18 protein-coding genes are annotated in these 17,055 nt (G+C 58.7%); 5 read left to right on the plus strand and 13 right to left on the minus strand.

Going from position 1 to position 17,055, the window contains the following annotated elements; genetic code table 11:
* Positions 1-84: 84 nt before the first annotated feature.
* The 5 genes from AO068_RS02420 to AO068_RS02440 all read left to right on the plus strand — a co-directional run bounded on the left by AO068_RS02420 (position 85) and on the right by AO068_RS02440 (position 4,789).
* A complete protein-coding gene (locus tag AO068_RS02420) occupies positions 85-1,608 on the plus strand; it encodes an amidase (RefSeq protein WP_058407553.1) in 1,524 nt (507 codons plus the stop codon).
* Positions 1,609-1,943: 335 nt separating this feature from the next.
* Positions 1,944-3,314, plus strand: coding sequence for a DUF6861 domain-containing protein (locus AO068_RS02425; RefSeq protein ID WP_058407554.1), 1,371 nt, complete (start codon positions 1,944-1,946; stop codon positions 3,312-3,314).
* A complete protein-coding gene (locus tag AO068_RS02430; protein WP_058407555.1) occupies positions 3,314-3,787 on the plus strand; it encodes a hypothetical protein in 474 nt (157 codons plus the stop codon). Before AO068_RS02425 ends, AO068_RS02430 begins: the two co-directional genes overlap by 1 nt.
* Before the next feature lie 101 nt (positions 3,788-3,888).
* Positions 3,889-4,350 (plus strand): SMI1/KNR4 family protein, encoded by a 462-nt coding sequence (locus AO068_RS02435; protein WP_058407556.1) that lies wholly within the window; start codon positions 3,889-3,891, stop codon positions 4,348-4,350.
* Positions 4,351-4,486: 136 nt separating this feature from the next.
* On the plus strand, positions 4,487-4,789 hold the full coding sequence (locus AO068_RS02440) for a contact-dependent growth inhibition system immunity protein (protein ID WP_058407622.1): 303 nt from the start codon (positions 4,487-4,489) through the stop codon (positions 4,787-4,789).
* Between the two features lie 79 nt (positions 4,790-4,868).
* Here the strand turns inward: AO068_RS02440 and AO068_RS02445 are convergent, their stop codons facing one another.
* From AO068_RS02445 to phnD, 13 genes are all read right to left on the minus strand, one after another.
* Entirely contained in the window at positions 4,869-7,232 is a 2,364-nt protein-coding gene (locus tag AO068_RS02445; protein ID WP_058407557.1) for a glucose/quinate/shikimate family membrane-bound PQQ-dependent dehydrogenase, read from the minus strand.
* Positions 7,233-7,358: 126 nt separating this feature from the next.
* Positions 7,359-8,120, minus strand: coding sequence for a phosphonate metabolism protein PhnP (gene phnP, locus AO068_RS02450; protein ID WP_058407558.1), 762 nt, complete (start codon positions 8,118-8,120; stop codon positions 7,359-7,361).
* Complete coding sequence (gene phnN / locus AO068_RS02455) at positions 8,111-8,677, minus strand: phosphonate metabolism protein/1,5-bisphosphokinase (PRPP-forming) PhnN (protein ID WP_058407559.1); 567 nt, start codon at positions 8,675-8,677, stop codon at positions 8,111-8,113. The genes phnP and phnN overlap by 10 nt, the downstream gene beginning before the upstream one ends.
* The gene (locus tag AO068_RS02460) at positions 8,677-9,822 is read right to left on the minus strand and encodes an alpha-D-ribose 1-methylphosphonate 5-triphosphate diphosphatase (protein ID WP_058407560.1); all 1,146 of its coding nucleotides are present in this window, start codon (positions 9,820-9,822) and stop codon (positions 8,677-8,679) included. The genes phnN and AO068_RS02460 overlap by 1 nt, the downstream gene beginning before the upstream one ends.
* Entirely contained in the window at positions 9,816-10,532 is a 717-nt protein-coding gene (phnL, locus tag AO068_RS02465; RefSeq protein WP_058407561.1) for a phosphonate C-P lyase system protein PhnL, read from the minus strand. The genes AO068_RS02460 and phnL overlap by 7 nt, the downstream gene beginning before the upstream one ends.
* Before the next feature lie 47 nt (positions 10,533-10,579).
* Entirely contained in the window at positions 10,580-11,401 is an 822-nt protein-coding gene (gene phnK, locus AO068_RS02470) for a phosphonate C-P lyase system protein PhnK (protein WP_054076594.1), read from the minus strand.
* Positions 11,398-12,270 (minus strand): alpha-D-ribose 1-methylphosphonate 5-phosphate C-P-lyase PhnJ, encoded by an 873-nt coding sequence (locus AO068_RS02475; RefSeq protein ID WP_404944476.1) that lies wholly within the window; start codon positions 12,268-12,270, stop codon positions 11,398-11,400. Before AO068_RS02475 ends, phnK begins: the two co-directional genes overlap by 4 nt.
* An 11-nt stretch (positions 12,271-12,281) precedes the next feature.
* Positions 12,282-13,361, minus strand: a complete 1,080-nt coding sequence (locus tag AO068_RS02480; protein ID WP_058407563.1) for a carbon-phosphorus lyase complex subunit PhnI — start codon at positions 13,359-13,361, stop codon at positions 12,282-12,284.
* On the minus strand, positions 13,361-13,957 hold the full coding sequence (phnH, locus tag AO068_RS02485) for a phosphonate C-P lyase system protein PhnH (RefSeq protein ID WP_058400266.1): 597 nt from the start codon (positions 13,955-13,957) through the stop codon (positions 13,361-13,363). Before phnH ends, AO068_RS02480 begins: the two co-directional genes overlap by 1 nt.
* Positions 13,957-14,421 carry a phosphonate C-P lyase system protein PhnG gene (gene phnG / locus AO068_RS02490; protein ID WP_004658080.1) on the minus strand — a complete coding sequence of 155 codons (465 nt, stop codon included), beginning with the start codon at positions 14,419-14,421 and terminating at the stop codon, positions 13,957-13,959. Before phnG ends, phnH begins: the two co-directional genes overlap by 1 nt.
* Before the next feature lie 14 nt (positions 14,422-14,435).
* Entirely contained in the window at positions 14,436-15,170 is a 735-nt protein-coding gene (gene phnF / locus AO068_RS02495; protein ID WP_058407564.1) for a phosphonate metabolism transcriptional regulator PhnF, read from the minus strand.
* Positions 15,171-15,206: 36 nt separating this feature from the next.
* On the minus strand, positions 15,207-15,995 hold the full coding sequence (gene phnE, locus AO068_RS02500) for a phosphonate ABC transporter, permease protein PhnE (RefSeq protein WP_002553872.1): 789 nt from the start codon (positions 15,993-15,995) through the stop codon (positions 15,207-15,209).
* Positions 15,996-16,023: 28 nt separating this feature from the next.
* A complete protein-coding gene (phnD, locus tag AO068_RS02505; RefSeq protein ID WP_004658078.1) occupies positions 16,024-17,034 on the minus strand; it encodes a phosphonate ABC transporter substrate-binding protein in 1,011 nt (336 codons plus the stop codon).
* Positions 17,035-17,055: the final 21 nt, after the last annotated feature.

Below are 17,055 nucleotides of genomic sequence, written 5' to 3' on the forward strand. Positions count from 1 at the left end.
AAAAGAGGCGCGACGAGATGTGTGACGCAGAGCGTCACGAAATGCATTCCCACGCGGTGAACGATTACATTCGGGAGAACATCCATGCAAAACCCGTCCGAGCTGCTCGGCAAATCCGCCACCGAACTACGTGCGTTGATCGGCAACAAACAGATCTCGCCAGTGGAATTGCTCGACGCCTGCATCGAGCGCATTGAAACCCTCAATCCGAAAATCAATGCGTTCGCCGCCACCTGTTTCAAGCGCGCCCGCGACGAAGCACTGCTGGCCGAACATGCAGTCCTGCAAGGCAAACCGCTGGGGCTGCTGCATGGTCTGCCAATCGGCATCAAGGACCTGGAAGAAACCGCCGGAGTACTCACCACTTACGGCTCACAACTGTTCCGCGACAACATTCCAGCGCAGGACAACCTGTTCGTCGCGCGCCTGCGTGCTGCCGGGGCAATCGTCGTCGGCAAGACCAATGTCCCGGAGCTCGGTGCCGGAGCCAACACCCGCAACGTCGTCTGGGGCGCGACCGGCAACCCGTTCAATCCGGAACTCAACGCAGGCGGTTCCTCGGGCGGTTCAGCCGCCGCATTGGCTGTAGACATGGTGCCGCTGTGCAGCGGTTCAGATACCGGTGGTTCGTTGCGCATTCCCGCAGCACTGTGCGGCATCGTCGGCCTGCGACCTTCACCCGGCTTGGTACCGAGCGAACGCAAAAAACTCGGCTGGACGCCGATTTCCGTTGTTGGCCCGATGGGTCGCAATGTCGCCGACACGCTGTTGCAACTGCGCGCCAGCGCCGGGCTGGGGCAGTCCGATCCGTTGAGTTATGCCATTGCCGATGACGCGTTTGCAACGCGCACCGTCGACCTCAGCCAACTGCGGGTCGGCTATAGCGAAGACTTCGGCGCGTGCGCAGTCGATGACACAATCCGTGCCGTCTTCCGGGAAAAAATCAACGCACTGAAGCCGCTCTTCAAATCCTGCGAAGCCATCGACCTGAACCTGGGCAGCGCCCATCGCACCTTCGATGTGCTGCGTGCCGAAGCCTTCGTTGCCGGGTTGCAGGACGCCCATGACCGCGACCCCGATGCGCTGGGACCCAACACCCGCGCCAACTTTGAGATGGGTGCCGCCATGTCGCTGCAGGACTGCGTAAAGGCACATGGCGAGCAGAGCTGGCTCTTCCGCGGTTTCCAGAAGCAATTCGAACACTACGACCTGATCCTCGCGCCAACCACACCAGTCTCGCCCTTCCCCTGGAGCGAACTGTACCTGCGCGAAGTCAACGGCGTGCCACTGGACAATTACTATCGCTGGCTGGCGCTGTGCTACACCATCACCCTGACCACCAACCCGGCCCTGTCCCTGCCCTGCGGCACCGACCACAACGGCATGCCGTTCGGGCTACAGATGATCGGCGGGTTCCGCGGCGACGCAAAACTGCTCGCCTGCGCAGCGGCGCTCGAGCAGGCAACACTGAATGATCCACGCCTGTCACGTCCGCGTCCCGACCTGCAGAAACTGCTGGCCTCGGCGGTCGACCTGACGCATATCGTCACGCATCCACCGGTTTACGGCGGGTCGAGAACGGGCAAGCCGGAGATTGGTGCGATGTAGTTGGGGATGTGTGAAGGAGCAAGACCAATACCAGGCGTTCAAAAAACGTGCCGCACTTCACTTTTTAGCGATCAACCAAAAAAACTTTCAAACCACAGCGGTGAGGAAAAGCGCCGGGAATTCAATGCGTCACCTAGCTATCACAGTCGTGAACACCCAACTGCTACCTCATTGACATCATTGCGATCGTCGCACAAATGAGAAAAATGGCAGTATCTGAGATCGAATTGGCATGCCAGACGATCAGGCAAAGGTTACCTCTAGCGCAGGCTGTAGTCCGATGACTCAAGGATCGAGAATCGGAATTTACTCTTTTCAAGGACAGAGATGAATAAATGGATCTTTTAGCCAACGTCCCCAAATGGGAAGACATCGAGCGAACCCTCGATAACAAATTCAACCATCTGAATCAGTCTTTCGATCAAGGCTGGGAAAGCGCTTTGGATGGTTGGAACGGTTTCACTCGACGAGTCAGTAACGAGGCCACACTGGCCTTTGGCAGTATCGGCGGAAACCGCATTGAGTCGGTGAAGCTGGCGATGTCCAAGTCTTACCCAATCATCCAGCTGAATCTGATGCGCAAGTGGGCTTCCATAGACATTACGGAAATCCTTCCCGTCTTGCTGCAACTGGTAAAAGAGGTCGCCATGATCATGGGCGGCAGCGTAGCCGTAGGAACTCTTGTTGGTGGTGCGGCTGGATCGCTAGCATTCGGGGCGGGCGCTGTACCAGGGGCCATAGCAGGCAGCGGCATAGGCTTACAGGTCGGCAACCTAATTCTGCTGGGCATGGGGCTTTCAGCCATTGCCGAGTACTTTTATCAAGGGCTCCCTGCCTGTCTTGCAACTCTCTATGAAGGTATTGTGACTGCCTGGAATGCAGAGGAAGGTGTCAAACCGCCAGGGCTTGATCCCACAGGAGCCTCCGCGTGGCTGATTGATGAGCGTATAGATGCCGCCGCGCGGCAACTTGCCAGAGGTCAGGAGCAATTAGTCATGCTCCTACTGACTGCCATCGTTACCTACATCACACGAGGTCAGGTCAAGGCTGGGATCGTAGGCAGTCTGGACGGCATCGCCGCAAGAAGCGCGAAGCTTCAAGCAGACATGACCAATAAGCAAATTGCGGGTTGGTTGGCTCGAAATGAGCAGAGATTGCTGGCTCATCCTGAGTTGCAGAGGAGTGAGCCTTCACCGTTCCGGGGAGTAATGGACACCCAAGAGCCGCCAACTACACCCTCGCCATCTAATCGGCCAGATGCAAAAAAAGAATCCAACGACGTGGCAAATACCTCATCAAAACCAGAGTGGCTGCAGCGACTCGATGCAGGTAACGAGTTTAATAGAGTTCAATCAAAAAATTACCCCTACAATGAGGTCTACATACAGAGGCCTGACGGCAATGGCTATTACCGACTAGATTCATACAACCCAACAACTGGAGAAATCATATCACGTAAATTAACTCAATTTTCAAAAATATCTGAATCCACCGCCAAAAGCTATATAAATGAAGCAATATCAAAGTACCCGAGCGGCTCTACTATAGCGAATGTTCCATCCAGTGGCTCTTTGGCAGGACAAAAATTACAGGGCGCTTTGATACTGGAAGTTCCACCTCAAACAGGTATAATACCCCAAACTATTTTAGACTCTGCAGACAAAGCAGGAGTTTTAATAAGAGATATCAACGGAAAGGTGTATTGATGAGTCCTTCTATTTTTTATTGCAAGTCCTGGTTCCGCCTCAAGCATCGTGCAATCGACCCTATTGACGAGGCTACCTCCAACGCTTTGCATTTGGCTAAAAAGCCTTATACAGCGTTGATAGGCTCAGACTCTAAACCAGCTTGTTTCGTAGAAATGATTTTAGACAAGAACATGGTGGGCGTTGGATTTCTGGATGACCATCAGCGCGAATACCTTACCTATCAGTTTCAATGCCTGGATTCAGAAACGCTTTTCCTCACGATGGCAACCCATCGTGAATTTGATGACGCTGGGAAAATCTCAGTTGGAACCAGCTACATCTTCAAAGAAAGCGGCGAGCTTTTGATTCGTCGGGAGCAGCTAAACCCACATAAGCTTGAGGAAGCCAAATCGCATTTCGAGCCTAAAGACAATTACGAAAAAATCCCCGAGTTCGGCGATTACTCAAACGTAACCAAAGTCAACAGATGAGCGTGGAAAGCCTCTAGCAAATACTGAACTATTTGAATTTTCAGGAGCAGATACAGGAGGTGGAACTAGATTTAACTGCGCGAATACTCACGAGTAATGAAATGACTAATTTGACAGCATTTGATCTTGGAAACCTTATGAAGACAAATGAGGATGTAGCAGCATTCGGAACACCTGCCGACGCGGTGGCCGACGAGTGGATTATTAAGGCAGAACAGCGTTTAGGTCACCCATTGCCTGACTCCTACAAATGGTTTTTACGAAATTATGCGGGAGGAGAAGTAGGCACCGAGGAAATTTACAGCATCTACGGCATGGACTTCGATGACATAAATGGTGGAGATATTGTCTTCCAACATATTAACGGACTCAAAAACAAGTCGACAACTCCAGAAAAAGTAGTCATCAGCAAAACGGACCTGGGCGAAGTTTTCTTCTTCAACTATGACACCTACAAAGATAATGAATGTCAAATCTTCTTGCGAATACCTTCAGGAACAGCGATCCACTATGCAGAAAATTTTTATGAGTATCTTGCCAAAAGAATAATAGCCAACGCCTAGACATATAGCCAAACTGCGGCCTAACAACACTCTACCAACAAGGCCGCTCCGCCCCCTATTAGATAGATTCGCACCAGACATCAACAATAATCAAAGATTGAAGCCAGCTCCCAACAATAAAAAGCCGGACATCATGATGAAAAAAGAACAATACGCCAACTTGAGCCGATTACTAGGCTGCTATTTTCATCAGGACTGGACGGAAGAGTTCTCGGACAGCAATCATGTGTTTGAAGAGATCGTAAAATGTGAACCCTTGAGCTGTTTGCGAGATAGCGTAAAAGAAATTGAGCATCTGTTAAGCCAGCCCATGACGGAAACAGACTACAGCGAAATAATGACAACCACATTGGGGTGCTATTTCGAGCCCAGCAGTGAACACACTCATTATTCGGATTGGCTATCCAAAATGGCCATTTACTTCAAAAGCCAACAATAGCATCCATCTGTCCGCGAGACATTGAGCGTGTGACATAACAAATCGAGGGGCAAAATCTGCCCCTCAACGTTGAAGCACGTTACTTGGGCAACGCGTAGGCAATCACGTAATCGCCACGATCTGGCGATTGGCGGGCGCCGCCGGCGGTGAGCAGGATGTACTGCTTGCCGGTCTTGGGCGACACGTAGGTCATCGGGCCGGACTGGCTGCCTACGGGCAGACGGGCCTTCCAGATTTCGTTGCCGTTGCCGCTGTCGAAGGCGCGCAGGTAGAAGTCCTGAGTACCGGCGAAGAACAGCAGGCCCGACTGGGTGGACAACGAAGCGCCCAGCGTCGGCATGCCGATCGGAATCGGCAGGCCCATGCGGATGCCCATCGGGCCTGTGTCTTTCACGGTACCTACCGGAACCTGCCACATCAGTTTTTTGGTTTTCAGGTCAATCGCCGACATGGTGCCGAACGGCGGTGCCTGGCACGGAATGCCGACGGCAGACAGGAAGCGCTGGCGCATGGCACCGAACGGTGTACCGGTCTGCGGCACGACGCCCATTTCGATACCGCTGGCACCGGCGGCGATCTTGTCGCGCGGGATCATGTAGTTGGCCAGGCCCAGGCGCATGTCATTGACGAACATATAATTGTTGGTCGGGTCGACCGAGACGCTGCCCCAGTTCATGCCACCCAGCGAGCCGGGGAACTGCAACGCAGGGTCCAGGCCTGGCGGCGTGTAAACACCCTCGTGACGCATGCCTTTAAAAGCGATGCGGCACATCAGTTGGTCAAACGCTGTGGCACCCCACATGTCGGACTCTTTGAGGGTCTGGTTGCCAATCGACGGCATGTCTACCGAGAACGGCTGGGTTGGCGAATAGCGCTCGCCCGGCACATTGCCCTGCGGCACAGGGCGTTCTTCGACACGCGAGATCGGCACGCCGGTTTCGCGGTTGAGCAGGAAAATCTCGCCCTGCTTGGTGACTTGCGCCAATGCTGGCTGCGTACCGCCCTTGCCGTCCGGGATGTCATACAGCAACGGCTGGGCCGGAATGTCGAAGTCCCACAGATCGTGGTGGGTCATCTGGAAGTTCCAGCGCACCTGACCGGTTTTGACATCCACCGCAACGACTGACGAAGACCATTTGTCGTCCTGCTCGGTACGCGTCCCGCCGAAGAAATCGGGTGTGGCGTTACCGGTCGGCAGGTAGATCAGGCCGAGCTTGTCATCGTAGGACATTGCCGACCAGACGTTCGGCGTACCACGCGTGTAGGTTTCGCCCGCTGGCGGACGCTTGTTGGTATTCGGGTTACCCGGATCCCAGGCCCAGACCAGCTCGCCGCTGTGTACGTCGAAAGCACGCACCACGCCTGGAGGTTCGCCGGTGGAGAAGTTGTCGGCAACACGACCGCCCACCACCACTACATTACCGGCCACCAGCGGCGTCGAGGTCTGCTGGTAGTAGCCTTCCTTGACTTCGCCCATGTCGGTTTTCAGATCGACTACGCCTTGATTACCAAAGTCCTTGCAGGTCTCGCCGGTCCTGGCGTCGAGTGCGATCAGGCGAGCGTCGCCAGTCGGCAGAAACACGCGTGTGGCGCATGCGGCGGCTGGCTGGGCTGGTGCGTCGGCTGCGGGCGCGGCAAAGTAACCCAGGCCGCGGCAGCGCTGCCAGTTGGGCGCACTGCCCTGCGGGTCGAACTTCCAGCGCTGGGTGCCGGTGTCAGCATCCAGTGCGAACACTTTGCCGTAGGCGGTGCAGGTGTACACCGTGTCGCCGACCTGCAGCGGGGTGTTCTGGTCTTCTGCACCGGCACCTGTGCTCTGCGGAATGTCGCCGGTGTGGAAGGTCCAGGCAACCTGAAGCTGGTCGACGTTGCTCTTGTTGATCTGATCCAGAGCCGCGAAGCGGTTACCTGCCGGGGTATTGCCCCAGTGTGCCCAGTCCTTCTGCTCGGCACCCGGTGCCACCGGGACAATAGCCGGCACGCTGCTGGCGCTGACCACATGGCTCGGAACGAACATGTAGCCGATGGTCGCCACAACACCGATGGCCAACAGACCGGCCAGACCATAGGCACCGCGGCCTGCCTGAGCACCCGAAGCGCGAACCAGTGTCGGGTAGATCAGCGCAATCACCAAGCCGATCACGGCAAAGGTCAATAGGCGGGACACCAGCGGCCAATAATGCAGGCCTGCATCCCAGACAGCCCAGACGGCGGTCAGTATCAGGGCGATGCCATACAACACGGCACCTTTGGGTTTGCGCACGGCGATCAGCGCACCACTGACCAGCATCGCCAGCCCCATCAGCAGGAAGAACCAGCTGCCGCCCAATGTCACCAGGTAGCCGCCGCCACCTGCCAGACCGAGCCCGATCAGGGCGATCAGTACTCCCAGCCCGAGCAGCAGCAACCTGCCGCCAGTTCCTGTGTCTTGCTTGTTTGTCATTTTTTAAACCTGTCGGATTTTTACAGCCGAACAGAATGTACCAAACGGTTCATAATGACAAATTGTCGCAGCCTGCCAAGCGTCTGGAACAGGCGTTTGCGGGCGATCAGCGCACAGTTTTTGCGTTTATGCGCACGCCTGTAGCGACATACCGTCCCGACCGATCAGTACATCCCCTGGCAGTCCTTGCGGCTGCCCCATCAACCACGCATCCAGCGTGTGGCCGATGTGCGTCAATACCGCCTTGCCCGGTCGCAACTGGTCGATGGTTTGCAGCGCCAGGGTCAGGTCATTGTGATTACGTGGCGGCTGAAGCTGTGGAGGCATCGAGCAGTCGAGCACCAGCAGATTCAGCGGTGCACGTTGCAGATACTCGCGGGTGCCGTCAGGCAAGCCGACGGTGTCGGTCAGGTAGGCAAAACGTTGCCCGTCACCTTCGAACATGTAGCCGAACGTGGGCTTGGAGTGCGTCAGCGGCAGCGCCGTGACCTGCAGTGCGCCCAAGGCTCTGGTTTCGAAGGCTGCAAACGGCTGGCTGAAATCGAGAATACCGGGGTGCTTGTAGAGGTCGGCCAGGCCTTCCGGATCCGCCGGGCCGTGGACCGGAATTACCAACCCCTGCCCCCAGCGCAGATGCAACAGCCCCTGGGCATGGTCGGCATGGTAATGCGTCTGCAGGATGCCACTCAGGCTGCGCGGTGGGAAACGGTCGGTAAGGTCGGTCAGGCCGCTGTCGATCAACCAGCGCTGATCGGCGCATTCAATCAGCGCACTGCACGGCAAGCGCCGCAGGTCCTGATTCGCCCGCGCCGCCGAGCAGGCCGGGCACTGGCAACCGTAGACCGGCACCTGTCGTGCATCAGCGGTGCCCAGCAGGGTCAGGCGCATGCGTCACGTCGCTCCATCAAGCCGATAAGCGTGACGACGGTCTGTTGCAGATCGCCCGAATTATCCAGCGGGAAGACCTGCGGATTGTTCGCCAGTAAATCCCCGGCAAAGCGCGAGTTGCGCGCTAGTCGCTCCTCGATTTCCGCAAGGGTTTCCCTGTTGCGCGCCAACAGCCGTTGGCGCAGCACGTCCTGGTTGACGGTCAGCAGCACCGCCAGCAGCGTCGGGTGACGTATTTGCGCCTTCTGCAGATGCGCCCGGGAGCCGTTGATCAACACGTCGTGGCCCTCCAGCAGCCACTGATCGATCTCGATGGGGATGCCGTAGTGCAAGCCATTCGCCTGCCAGCTCAAGGCAAACGCGCCACGCTCGCGCATCTGCTCGAACTGTTCGACCGTCACCGCCTGTGCCGCCTCCCCCACCGCTTCGGCAGAACGGGTGATCACCCGCCGTACAACCCGGCAGTTGCGTTGTGCCAGCGTTTCACGGGCTGCATCCAGCAGGCTGTCCTTGCCTGAACCGGACGGCCCGATGAGATAGATCAACCTGCCAACCATCAAAACACCCTCTTGCCTTGTCGCCAGACCTTGTCGATCACCGGCAGGCCTGCATGATTGCGCGCCTGGATCAGATCAGCGCGCAGACCGATGCGAATCTCGCCACGATCCGCCAGCCCTGCCGCAACAGCGGGCGTGCGGCTGACCATATTGATCGCGTGCGGCAGCTCGCAGTCGTTGTCCTGTTCGGCCAGCATGAACGCGGCCTGCAACAGGCTGGCCGGGTAGTAATCGCTAGACAGAATGTCCAGCAGCCCATTTCGGGCCAGCGATGCTGCCGCCACGTTACCGGAGTGCGAGCCACCGCGCACGATGTTCGGTGCGCCCATCAGCACGCTCATGCCCAGTTGCCGACAGCCGCGGGCCGCTTCGAGAGTGGTCGGGAATTCGGCAATGTTCATGCCGAAACCTGCTGATTCCTCGACATGCGCCATGGTTGCGTCGTCGTGGCTCGCAATCGACAGGCCACGCGCCAGGCACAGCTCGACAATCGCGCGCCGGTAGCGGTCGGCGTACTCGGTGGAGTTGGCGACCTGTTCGACGATGAAGCGATCCATTTCCTCATGATTCATGTGGTACTTGCCCATGTAGTACTCGCGGTACTTGGACTCCAGGGCAAACTGACGCTGGCCAGGCGCGTGGTCCATCACCGAAACCAGTTGCACCAGCGGCTGGTCCACCAGGTCACGAAACACGCTCAGGGTATCCGGATGACTGACCTCGCAACGCAGGTGCAACAGGTGCTCGGCGCGGGTCAGGCCCGCTGCGTTGGCGTCGGCAATCGCCTGAAGCATCGCGGGCAGTTGCTGCATGCGCTTGCCCTTGGGGTTGATGTCGCCAATCGACAGCGCATCGAACACCGTGGTAATACCGGCCGCGACGATTTGCGCATCATGGCTGATCACCGCTGACATCGACGGCCAATCGACACCCGGCCGCGGCGACAGGTGCTTCTCCAGGTTGTCGGTGTGCAATTCCACCAGCCCGGGCAGCAGATAATCACCCTGCATGTCCTGAGCCTGGCTCAGTTGGCTACGCCCGCTCTGAACCTCGGCAATCAGGCCGTCACGGACCACAACTGTGCCGACGAACACCTGCTCGGCAGTCACCACATGGGCGTTACTGAAGATCTGTTCGTTCAGCATTGCAGCAACTCCTTGGCGGTGAGGTCCACCGGGCTCATGTCGAGTTGACGATTGGCGACTGCCTCGCGGGCGTCGCGGTCATGAAAAATACCGATCAGTGCGGCACCGGCCTGTTTGGCCTCATCGACCAGCTCCAGCACCACCTGACGGTTGGCGTCGTCCAGCGAAGCCGTCGGTTCGTCGAGCAATAAAACCGGCCACGGCACCATGAATGCCCGGGCGATGTTGATACGCTGCTGTTCACCACCGGAAAAGGTGCTGGGCGCCAGAGGCCACAGGCGCTGGGGAATGTTCAGCCGGCTCAGCAGCAGTTGCGCGCGCTCCTGAGCCTGTTCGCGCGACCAGCCGCGTGCGAGTGCTGGCTCCATCACCACATCCAGGCTCGATACACGCGGAATGACGCGCAAGAACTGACTGACGTAGCCGAGCGTTTTGCGCCGCACCTCAAGCACCTGGCGCGGCGTTGCCCCGACCAGTTCAGTCCACTCGCCTTCGTGCTGTACGCGGATGCTGCCAGCGGCAGGCAGGTAGTTGCCGTACAAAGTGCGCAACAATGTGCTTTTGCCCGCGCCGGAATGCCCGCTGAGCACCAGGCATTCGCCAGCGCGCACCGAAAAATTGAGCCCGCGCAGCACATTGAGGACCACGCCATTGTGCTGGTGCAGGGTGAAAGTTTTCGACAGATCGCGGACCTCGATCAACGTCGTCATCGGATTCACCTCTTGTCTATGAACGGTGTCTGATCGGGTTGTCTGGTTCATGGCTGCAATACCGAGGACACCAGCAGTTGTGAATACGGATGCTGCGGGTCATCGAGAATCTGATCGGTCAGGCCGCTCTCGACCACTTCCGAGCGACGCATGACCATCAGCCGATCAGCCAGCAACCGCGCGACCGCCAGGTCGTGAGTGACGATGACCACGGCCAGGTCCAGCTCCCGAACCAGGCCACGCAACAGATCGAGCAACCGCGCCTGCACCGACACATCCAGCCCGCCGGTAGGTTCGTCCATGAACACCAGTCTGGGACTGGACACCAGGTTGCGGGCGATCTGCAGGCGTTGCTGCATGCCGCCGGAAAACGTGCGCGGCAGATCATCAATGCGCAGCGGGTCGATCTCGACCTGGCTCAGCCAGTCCACCGCCGCACTGCGCAATTGCTGATAATTGCGCACGCCCTGAGCCATCAGGCGCTCGCCGATATTGGCTCCGGCAGAGACGCCCATGCGCAGGCCATCACGCGGGTTCTGCTCGACAAAGCCCCACTCGGTACGTAACAAGGTGCGACGTTGCGCTTCACTGGAACTGTACAAATCAAACCAGTTGCCATCCTTGCTTCGATAATCGATGTTGCCGCGATCCGGCGGGCAACGTCCGCTCAACAGCGACAGCAGCGTGGATTTCCCCGAGCCGGACTCGCCGACGATGCCCAGCACTTCGCCGGGGTAAAGGTCAAAACTGACGTCCTGACAGCCCTTCTGTACCCCGTACAAACGGGTCAGGCCGCGCACCTTGAGCAACGGTTGCGCAGGTTCGGGCTGGCGGTCGCCCGCCGGGTTCAATGAGAGAGCACTGATCATCGGGCGTTCTCCTGCTGCTTGACGCGTTGGGCGCAGTAATCGGTGTCCGAGCAGACAAAGCTCTGCGTCCCGGCGTCGTCAAGAATCAGCTCGTCAAGAAAGGAGTCATGGCTGCCGCAGATTGCGCAGCACTGCTCCCAGCGCTGTACTTCAAACGGGTGATCTTCAAAGTCCAGACTTACCACTTGGGTAAACGGCGGCACGGCGTACAGACGCTTTTCCCGTCCAGCACCAAACAGCATCAGCGCAGGGCTCATGTGCAGCTTGGGGTTGTCGAATTTGGGAATCGGCGACGGGTCCATCACGTAGCGCTCATCGACCATCACCGGGTAGGCGTAACTGGTCGCGATGTGGCCGAAGGTAGCGATGTCTTCGTAGAGCTTGACGTGCATGACGCCGTAATCGTCCAGCGCGTGCATGGTGCGGGTCTCGGTTTCCGAGGGCTCGATGAAACGCAGCGGTTCGGGAATCGGCACCTGATAGACCAGGATCTGATCGGCGTGCAACGGTGTTTCCGGAATGCGGTGACGGGTCTGGATGACAGTCGCCTCGGGGGCGCGCTCAGTGGTGGCAATGCCTGCCGTACGGGCAAAAAAGCGCCGGATCGAGACGGCGTTGGTGGTGTCGTCAGCGCCCTGGTCGATGACCTTGAGCACATCATCGGCCCCCAGGATTGCAGCGGTCAGTTGCATCCCGCCGGTGCCCCAGCCATAAGGCAGCGGCATCTCGCGCCCGCCGAACGGTACCTGATAACCGGGAATCGCCACCGCCTTGAGCAAGGCACGGCGAATCATGCGTTTGGTCTGCTCGTCCAGATACGCGAAGTTGTAGGCGTCATCCCGTGCGGGCCTTTGCTCTGCGGTGTTCATGGGTGCATTAGTCATTGGTCGCTCTCCGGTTGCGGTGCGGACTTGCGCAGCTTGCGGATCAACTCCAGCTCGGACTGGAAGTCGACGTAATGCGGCAGCTTGAGGTGCGAGACAAAACCGGCCGCCTCGACGTTGTCGCAATGCGCCAGCACGAATTCCTCCTGCTGGGCCGGCGAGCGGACTTCTTCGTTGAATTCCCCGGCGCGCAACGAGCGGTCCACCAGCGCCATGCCCATTGCCTTGCGCTCTGCGTTGCCGAATGCCAGACCGTAGCCACGGGTGAACTGCGCAGGTTCGCTGGCCGAGCCGACGAACTGGTTGACCATCTCGCATTCAGTCACTTCGATGTCGCCGATCACAATCGGAAAACCCAGTTCTTCAGGCTCTATCCAGACCTCTACCTCGCCGATGCGGATTTCCCCGGCGAACGGATGGTTGCGACCGTAACCGCGCTGGGTCGAATAACCCAGCGCCAGCAGGAAACCCTCATCGCCACGGGCCAGCGCCTGCAAACGCTGGGCACGACTGGACGGATACTCGAGCGGTTCGCGGGTGATGTCCGCAACGCTCTCACCATCGTCCACTTCAGGTTTGATCAACCCTTCTTTGGCCAGCAACCCCAGCACTCGCGGGCAGGGTTGCAGCGTTGCATCCGGCGCCACGTCCGGGCCAGGGTGCTCGCCTTCGGCCAGCAAGGTGAAATCCAGCAAGCGGTGGGTATAGTCAAATGTCGAGCCCAGCAGTTGCCCGCCGGGTACGTCCTTGAACGTGGCGGACAAACGCCGGTTGAGCTGCATGTTCGAGGTGTCGATGGGCACGCTGGCGCAAAAACGCGTGAGCGTCGTGCGGTAGGCGCGCAGCAGGAAGATCGCTTCGATCAAATCCCCCGCCGATTGCTTGATCGCCAGTGCGGCCAGCTGCGGGTCGTACAGCGAACCCTCGCTCATGACTCGCGCAACCGCCAGTGGCAACTGCTGGCGGATCTGCTCGACATCGAGCTCGGCAATGCTTGTATCGCCACGGCGCTTGTTGGCCAGCAGGCGGTGGGCGTTATCGATGGCCTGTTCGCCACCTTTCACGGCGACGTACATCAGGCACACTCCTGCACGCGGGTGCTGCGTGGCAAGCCGAGCATCTGGTTGCCCGACACAAAGAACACGTCCATCCCGCAGGGGAAGACATTACGTGCCTCACGCTCGGTCCAGAACGCTTCGTCCAGCGGCAAGGCCACAGAATTTTGCTGCTCGATGCCGGGACCGCTCCAGGCAAGGGCCGGTCCGCCTTGCAGGCCTGGCAGCTGAATCAGCAAGGTGCAGGACTGATCAGGATAACGGTCGTTGCCGGTATCGAAACCGTGCAGCTCACCGACAGTCGACGCATCAAGCAACGCGAAGCGGGCAGCACTCCGGTCAGTGACAATCGGGCTGCCGCAATGAAAGGCAATGTTCGCGCGAATCGCCGGGGTATCAAATGCAGGGGCGAGCCAGAGCGGAGTGTCCAGATCCAGCAGCGCCAGGCACAAGGCATGAGTTGCGCTGTCCAGGCCCTGCAAGGCAGGCGGCTGATGCCTGGTGGGCAGGGTCTGAATCACACCCGGACCGGACAAGGCCTTGAGCGCTACGCGAAAACTGCGCTGGGCATCCAGCACCGGATCGGTGAAGGCAGGTTGCAGAAGGACGGCATTCATCAGTCTTCTCCTCGGACCAGGGTAAAGAATTCCACTTTGGTTGCAGCGGCTTCGGCGTCCTTGCGTGCCCGACGCTCGGCTTGCGCACGTGCCAGTGGCTCGATCAGCTCGGACAGCCACCAGGCCTGTTGCGCGCCTTGCAAATGGGCATCGGCCAGTGCCGCCAGTTCGGCATGGCGCTTGTCGCGTCCGGCCAGATAGCTGTAACCCGTGCGGCCATCGGCCAGACGGACCACGCAGCGGGTAACGCTCATCTCGCCAAGGTTGAACGCCGAACCGGTGCCGCCCATGCGGCCACGCACCAGGGTCATGCCGATTTCCGGGGCGCGGATCATCTGGTAATCGGTGTCACGCAACGCCGCTTCGTGACGCTGTAATTGTTCGCGGCTCGGCTCATCGACAAGGGCGCGCGCCAGTACGCCCATCCAGTGCTGCCGTGCGGCCGTTTCAGGGGTTGCTTGCATGGAACACCTCGATGTCAGTCAGTCGTTGGGGTAACGGCGATCTGATTGAACGCCACCTGATACTGGAAGCGGTCGCAGCGGCTGACCGAGCGGGAAAGCTCCACCGGCTGCCCCGACCGGTCACACGAAACCGTCAACACCGTCAGCGCCGGCATGTGCCGGGGCATCAGCAGCAGCCCGGCCTCTTCACGGGACGGCAGGCGTGCTCCGATCAGGCTCTGCGCGCGGCTCAGCGACAACTCGCGCTCAGCCAGATACTGGCGAACCGATCCACCCTGATAGTCAGCCAGCACATCGCTGTAGCGGGCGCTGTAGCGATGGCAGATCAGGCTCACAGGCTGGCCATCCAGCTTGCGTAACGTCTGCATTTCGATCAGCGGCGCATGCTCGGCCAGCCCCAGATGCAGCGCATCTTCGTGACTGGCGAGGCATTCGCGGCGCAACAGCAGAATCGCTTCCACGCCGATGCCTTGTGCCGACAGTGACTGGCTGTAGGCGCTGTCGGCCTGCATCGGGTAGATCAACGGACGTTCCAGCACTTGCGTGCCCTTGCCCTGGCGTCGCAGCACACTGCCCTCACGGACCAGTTCATCGACCGCTCGGCGGATCGTATGGCGGTTGACACAGAAGCGTTCGGCCAACTGAAACTCGGCAGGCAGATAATCGCCGGGCCGATACGAAACCAGCTCATCGCGCAGGGTTTCAGCCAGTTCGAGGTACATCGGCTCAGCTTGTCTAGACAACTGCATGATTAAAAAAAGTGTTCATTGAACACCCCTCTTCTGTCAGATGAATTGCTTGCGCAGGCGCTGCGACATGATGTCGATGACGCTTACCACAACGATGATCACCAGCAGCACGGCGCTGGTCTGGACGAACGCAAAGGCCCGGATATTCTCCCAGAGAATGACCCCGATGCCGCCAGCACCGACCATGCCCACCACGGTCGCCGAGCGCACATTGGATTCGAACCGGTATAAAGCATAGGAGATCCACAGCGGCATGACCTGAGGAATTACACCGTAGATGACCTCTTGTAAAGCACTGGCACCGGTCGCACGTACCCCTTCGACAGGACCGGGCTCTATGGCCTCCACCGCTTCGGCGAACAGCTTGGCGAGCACACCGGTGGTACTGATCCAGAGCGCCAGCACCCCGGCAAACGGCCCAAGCCCGACCGCGACTACAAACAACATCGCAAAAACCATCTCATTGATCGAGCGAAAGGCGTCCATGCAGCGCCGCAATGGCAGGTGAATCCACCACGGCGTGATGTTCTCGGCGCAAAGAACGCCCAGCGGTATCGAACAGACAATCGCCAGCGCCGTACCCCACAGGGCAATCTGGATGGTCACCAGCATTTCCTTGAGGTAGCTGCGCCACTCACGGAAGTCCGGCGGGAAGAAATCGGCGGCGAAGGTCGCCATGTTCGACGAGTCCCGAACCAGCGTCATCGGGTTCATTTCCGCGCCCTGCCAGGCCCAGGCCAGTGCCGCAAGCAACAGCCCCCAACCCAGGTAACGAGACCAGTTGGGCTTGCCCGCAGCCTGGGCATAGGCAACTTGAGTGGTCATGGCGAACTCCTGATAGTGATCGATTGGCTCAACCTGCAGAGCTGTCTGCCGTTTTCTGGTTCAGCTCGGTGATGCGCTCCTGCAACTTGTTCAGGCTGGCGTCGATGTCCTTGAGGCGGGTCGCTTTCTCCTGAGCATCCAGCGTGGTGCTGGCGGCCACCTCAGTACGCTGTTTGAACAGCTCAAGCTGGCGAATAGGCAACAACTGGTCGTCGCTGGACTTGAGGAACTTGCCCATCTGCATGTTCTTCAGGACGGTTTTCTCTTCAGCGGTATTGCCATAATCGGCGAAGAAATCACGGATCTTCGCCTTGTTTTCGTCCGACAGCGCCTTGCTCCAGACAATCGGGTCGGCTGGAATCAGCGGCGACTTCCAGATCACTTTCAACTGCTCGACCTTGTCCGGTTGAGTCACGGCCAGGCGGTCCCAGCTTTCGGTATTGAAGGTCGCAACGTCCAACTGCCCCTTGGCAACACTGAGGGCGTTGACCTCATGGCTGGAGTTCAAGGTGCGCTTGAAGGCAGTGGAGGCATCCACGTGGTTTTTGGCAAATACGTAATAGCCAGGCACCAGATAACCCGACGTGGAGTTCGGGTCACCGTTGCCGAAGGTCAGACTCTTGGCGTTCTTGAGCATGTCTTCGACGGAGTTGATCGGGCTGTCCTTGCGCACGATCAACAGGCTCCAGTAGCCCGCATCGCCGTTGGCGGCAGACGTCTGGGCAAAGATCTCGCCATTGGAGCGGTCTACCGCTTCCATGGCGGCCTTGTTGCCCAGCCAGGCCACATCGACCTTGTTGAAGCGCATGCCCTGAATCAGACCGGCGTAGTCCGAGGCAAAGGTGGCATTGACCTTCAGACCGGTTTTGCGGCTCATGTCATCGAGAAACGGCTGCCAGATACTTTTCAGGTTCTGCGATGACTCGGTGGACATGATGCCGAAATTGATGGCTTTTTCTTCTGCAGCCTGGACCGTGCCCAACGCGCAGGCGGTCAGCAAGGCGGCAGAGGCGAGAAGACGACCGATACGCTTGAACATGCAGGCTCTCCTGATAAATAG

The sequence above is a fragment of the Pseudomonas sp. ICMP 3272 genome (assembly GCF_001466905.1).
GTDB classification, from domain to species: domain Bacteria; phylum Pseudomonadota; class Gammaproteobacteria; order Pseudomonadales; family Pseudomonadaceae; genus Aquipseudomonas; species Aquipseudomonas amygdali.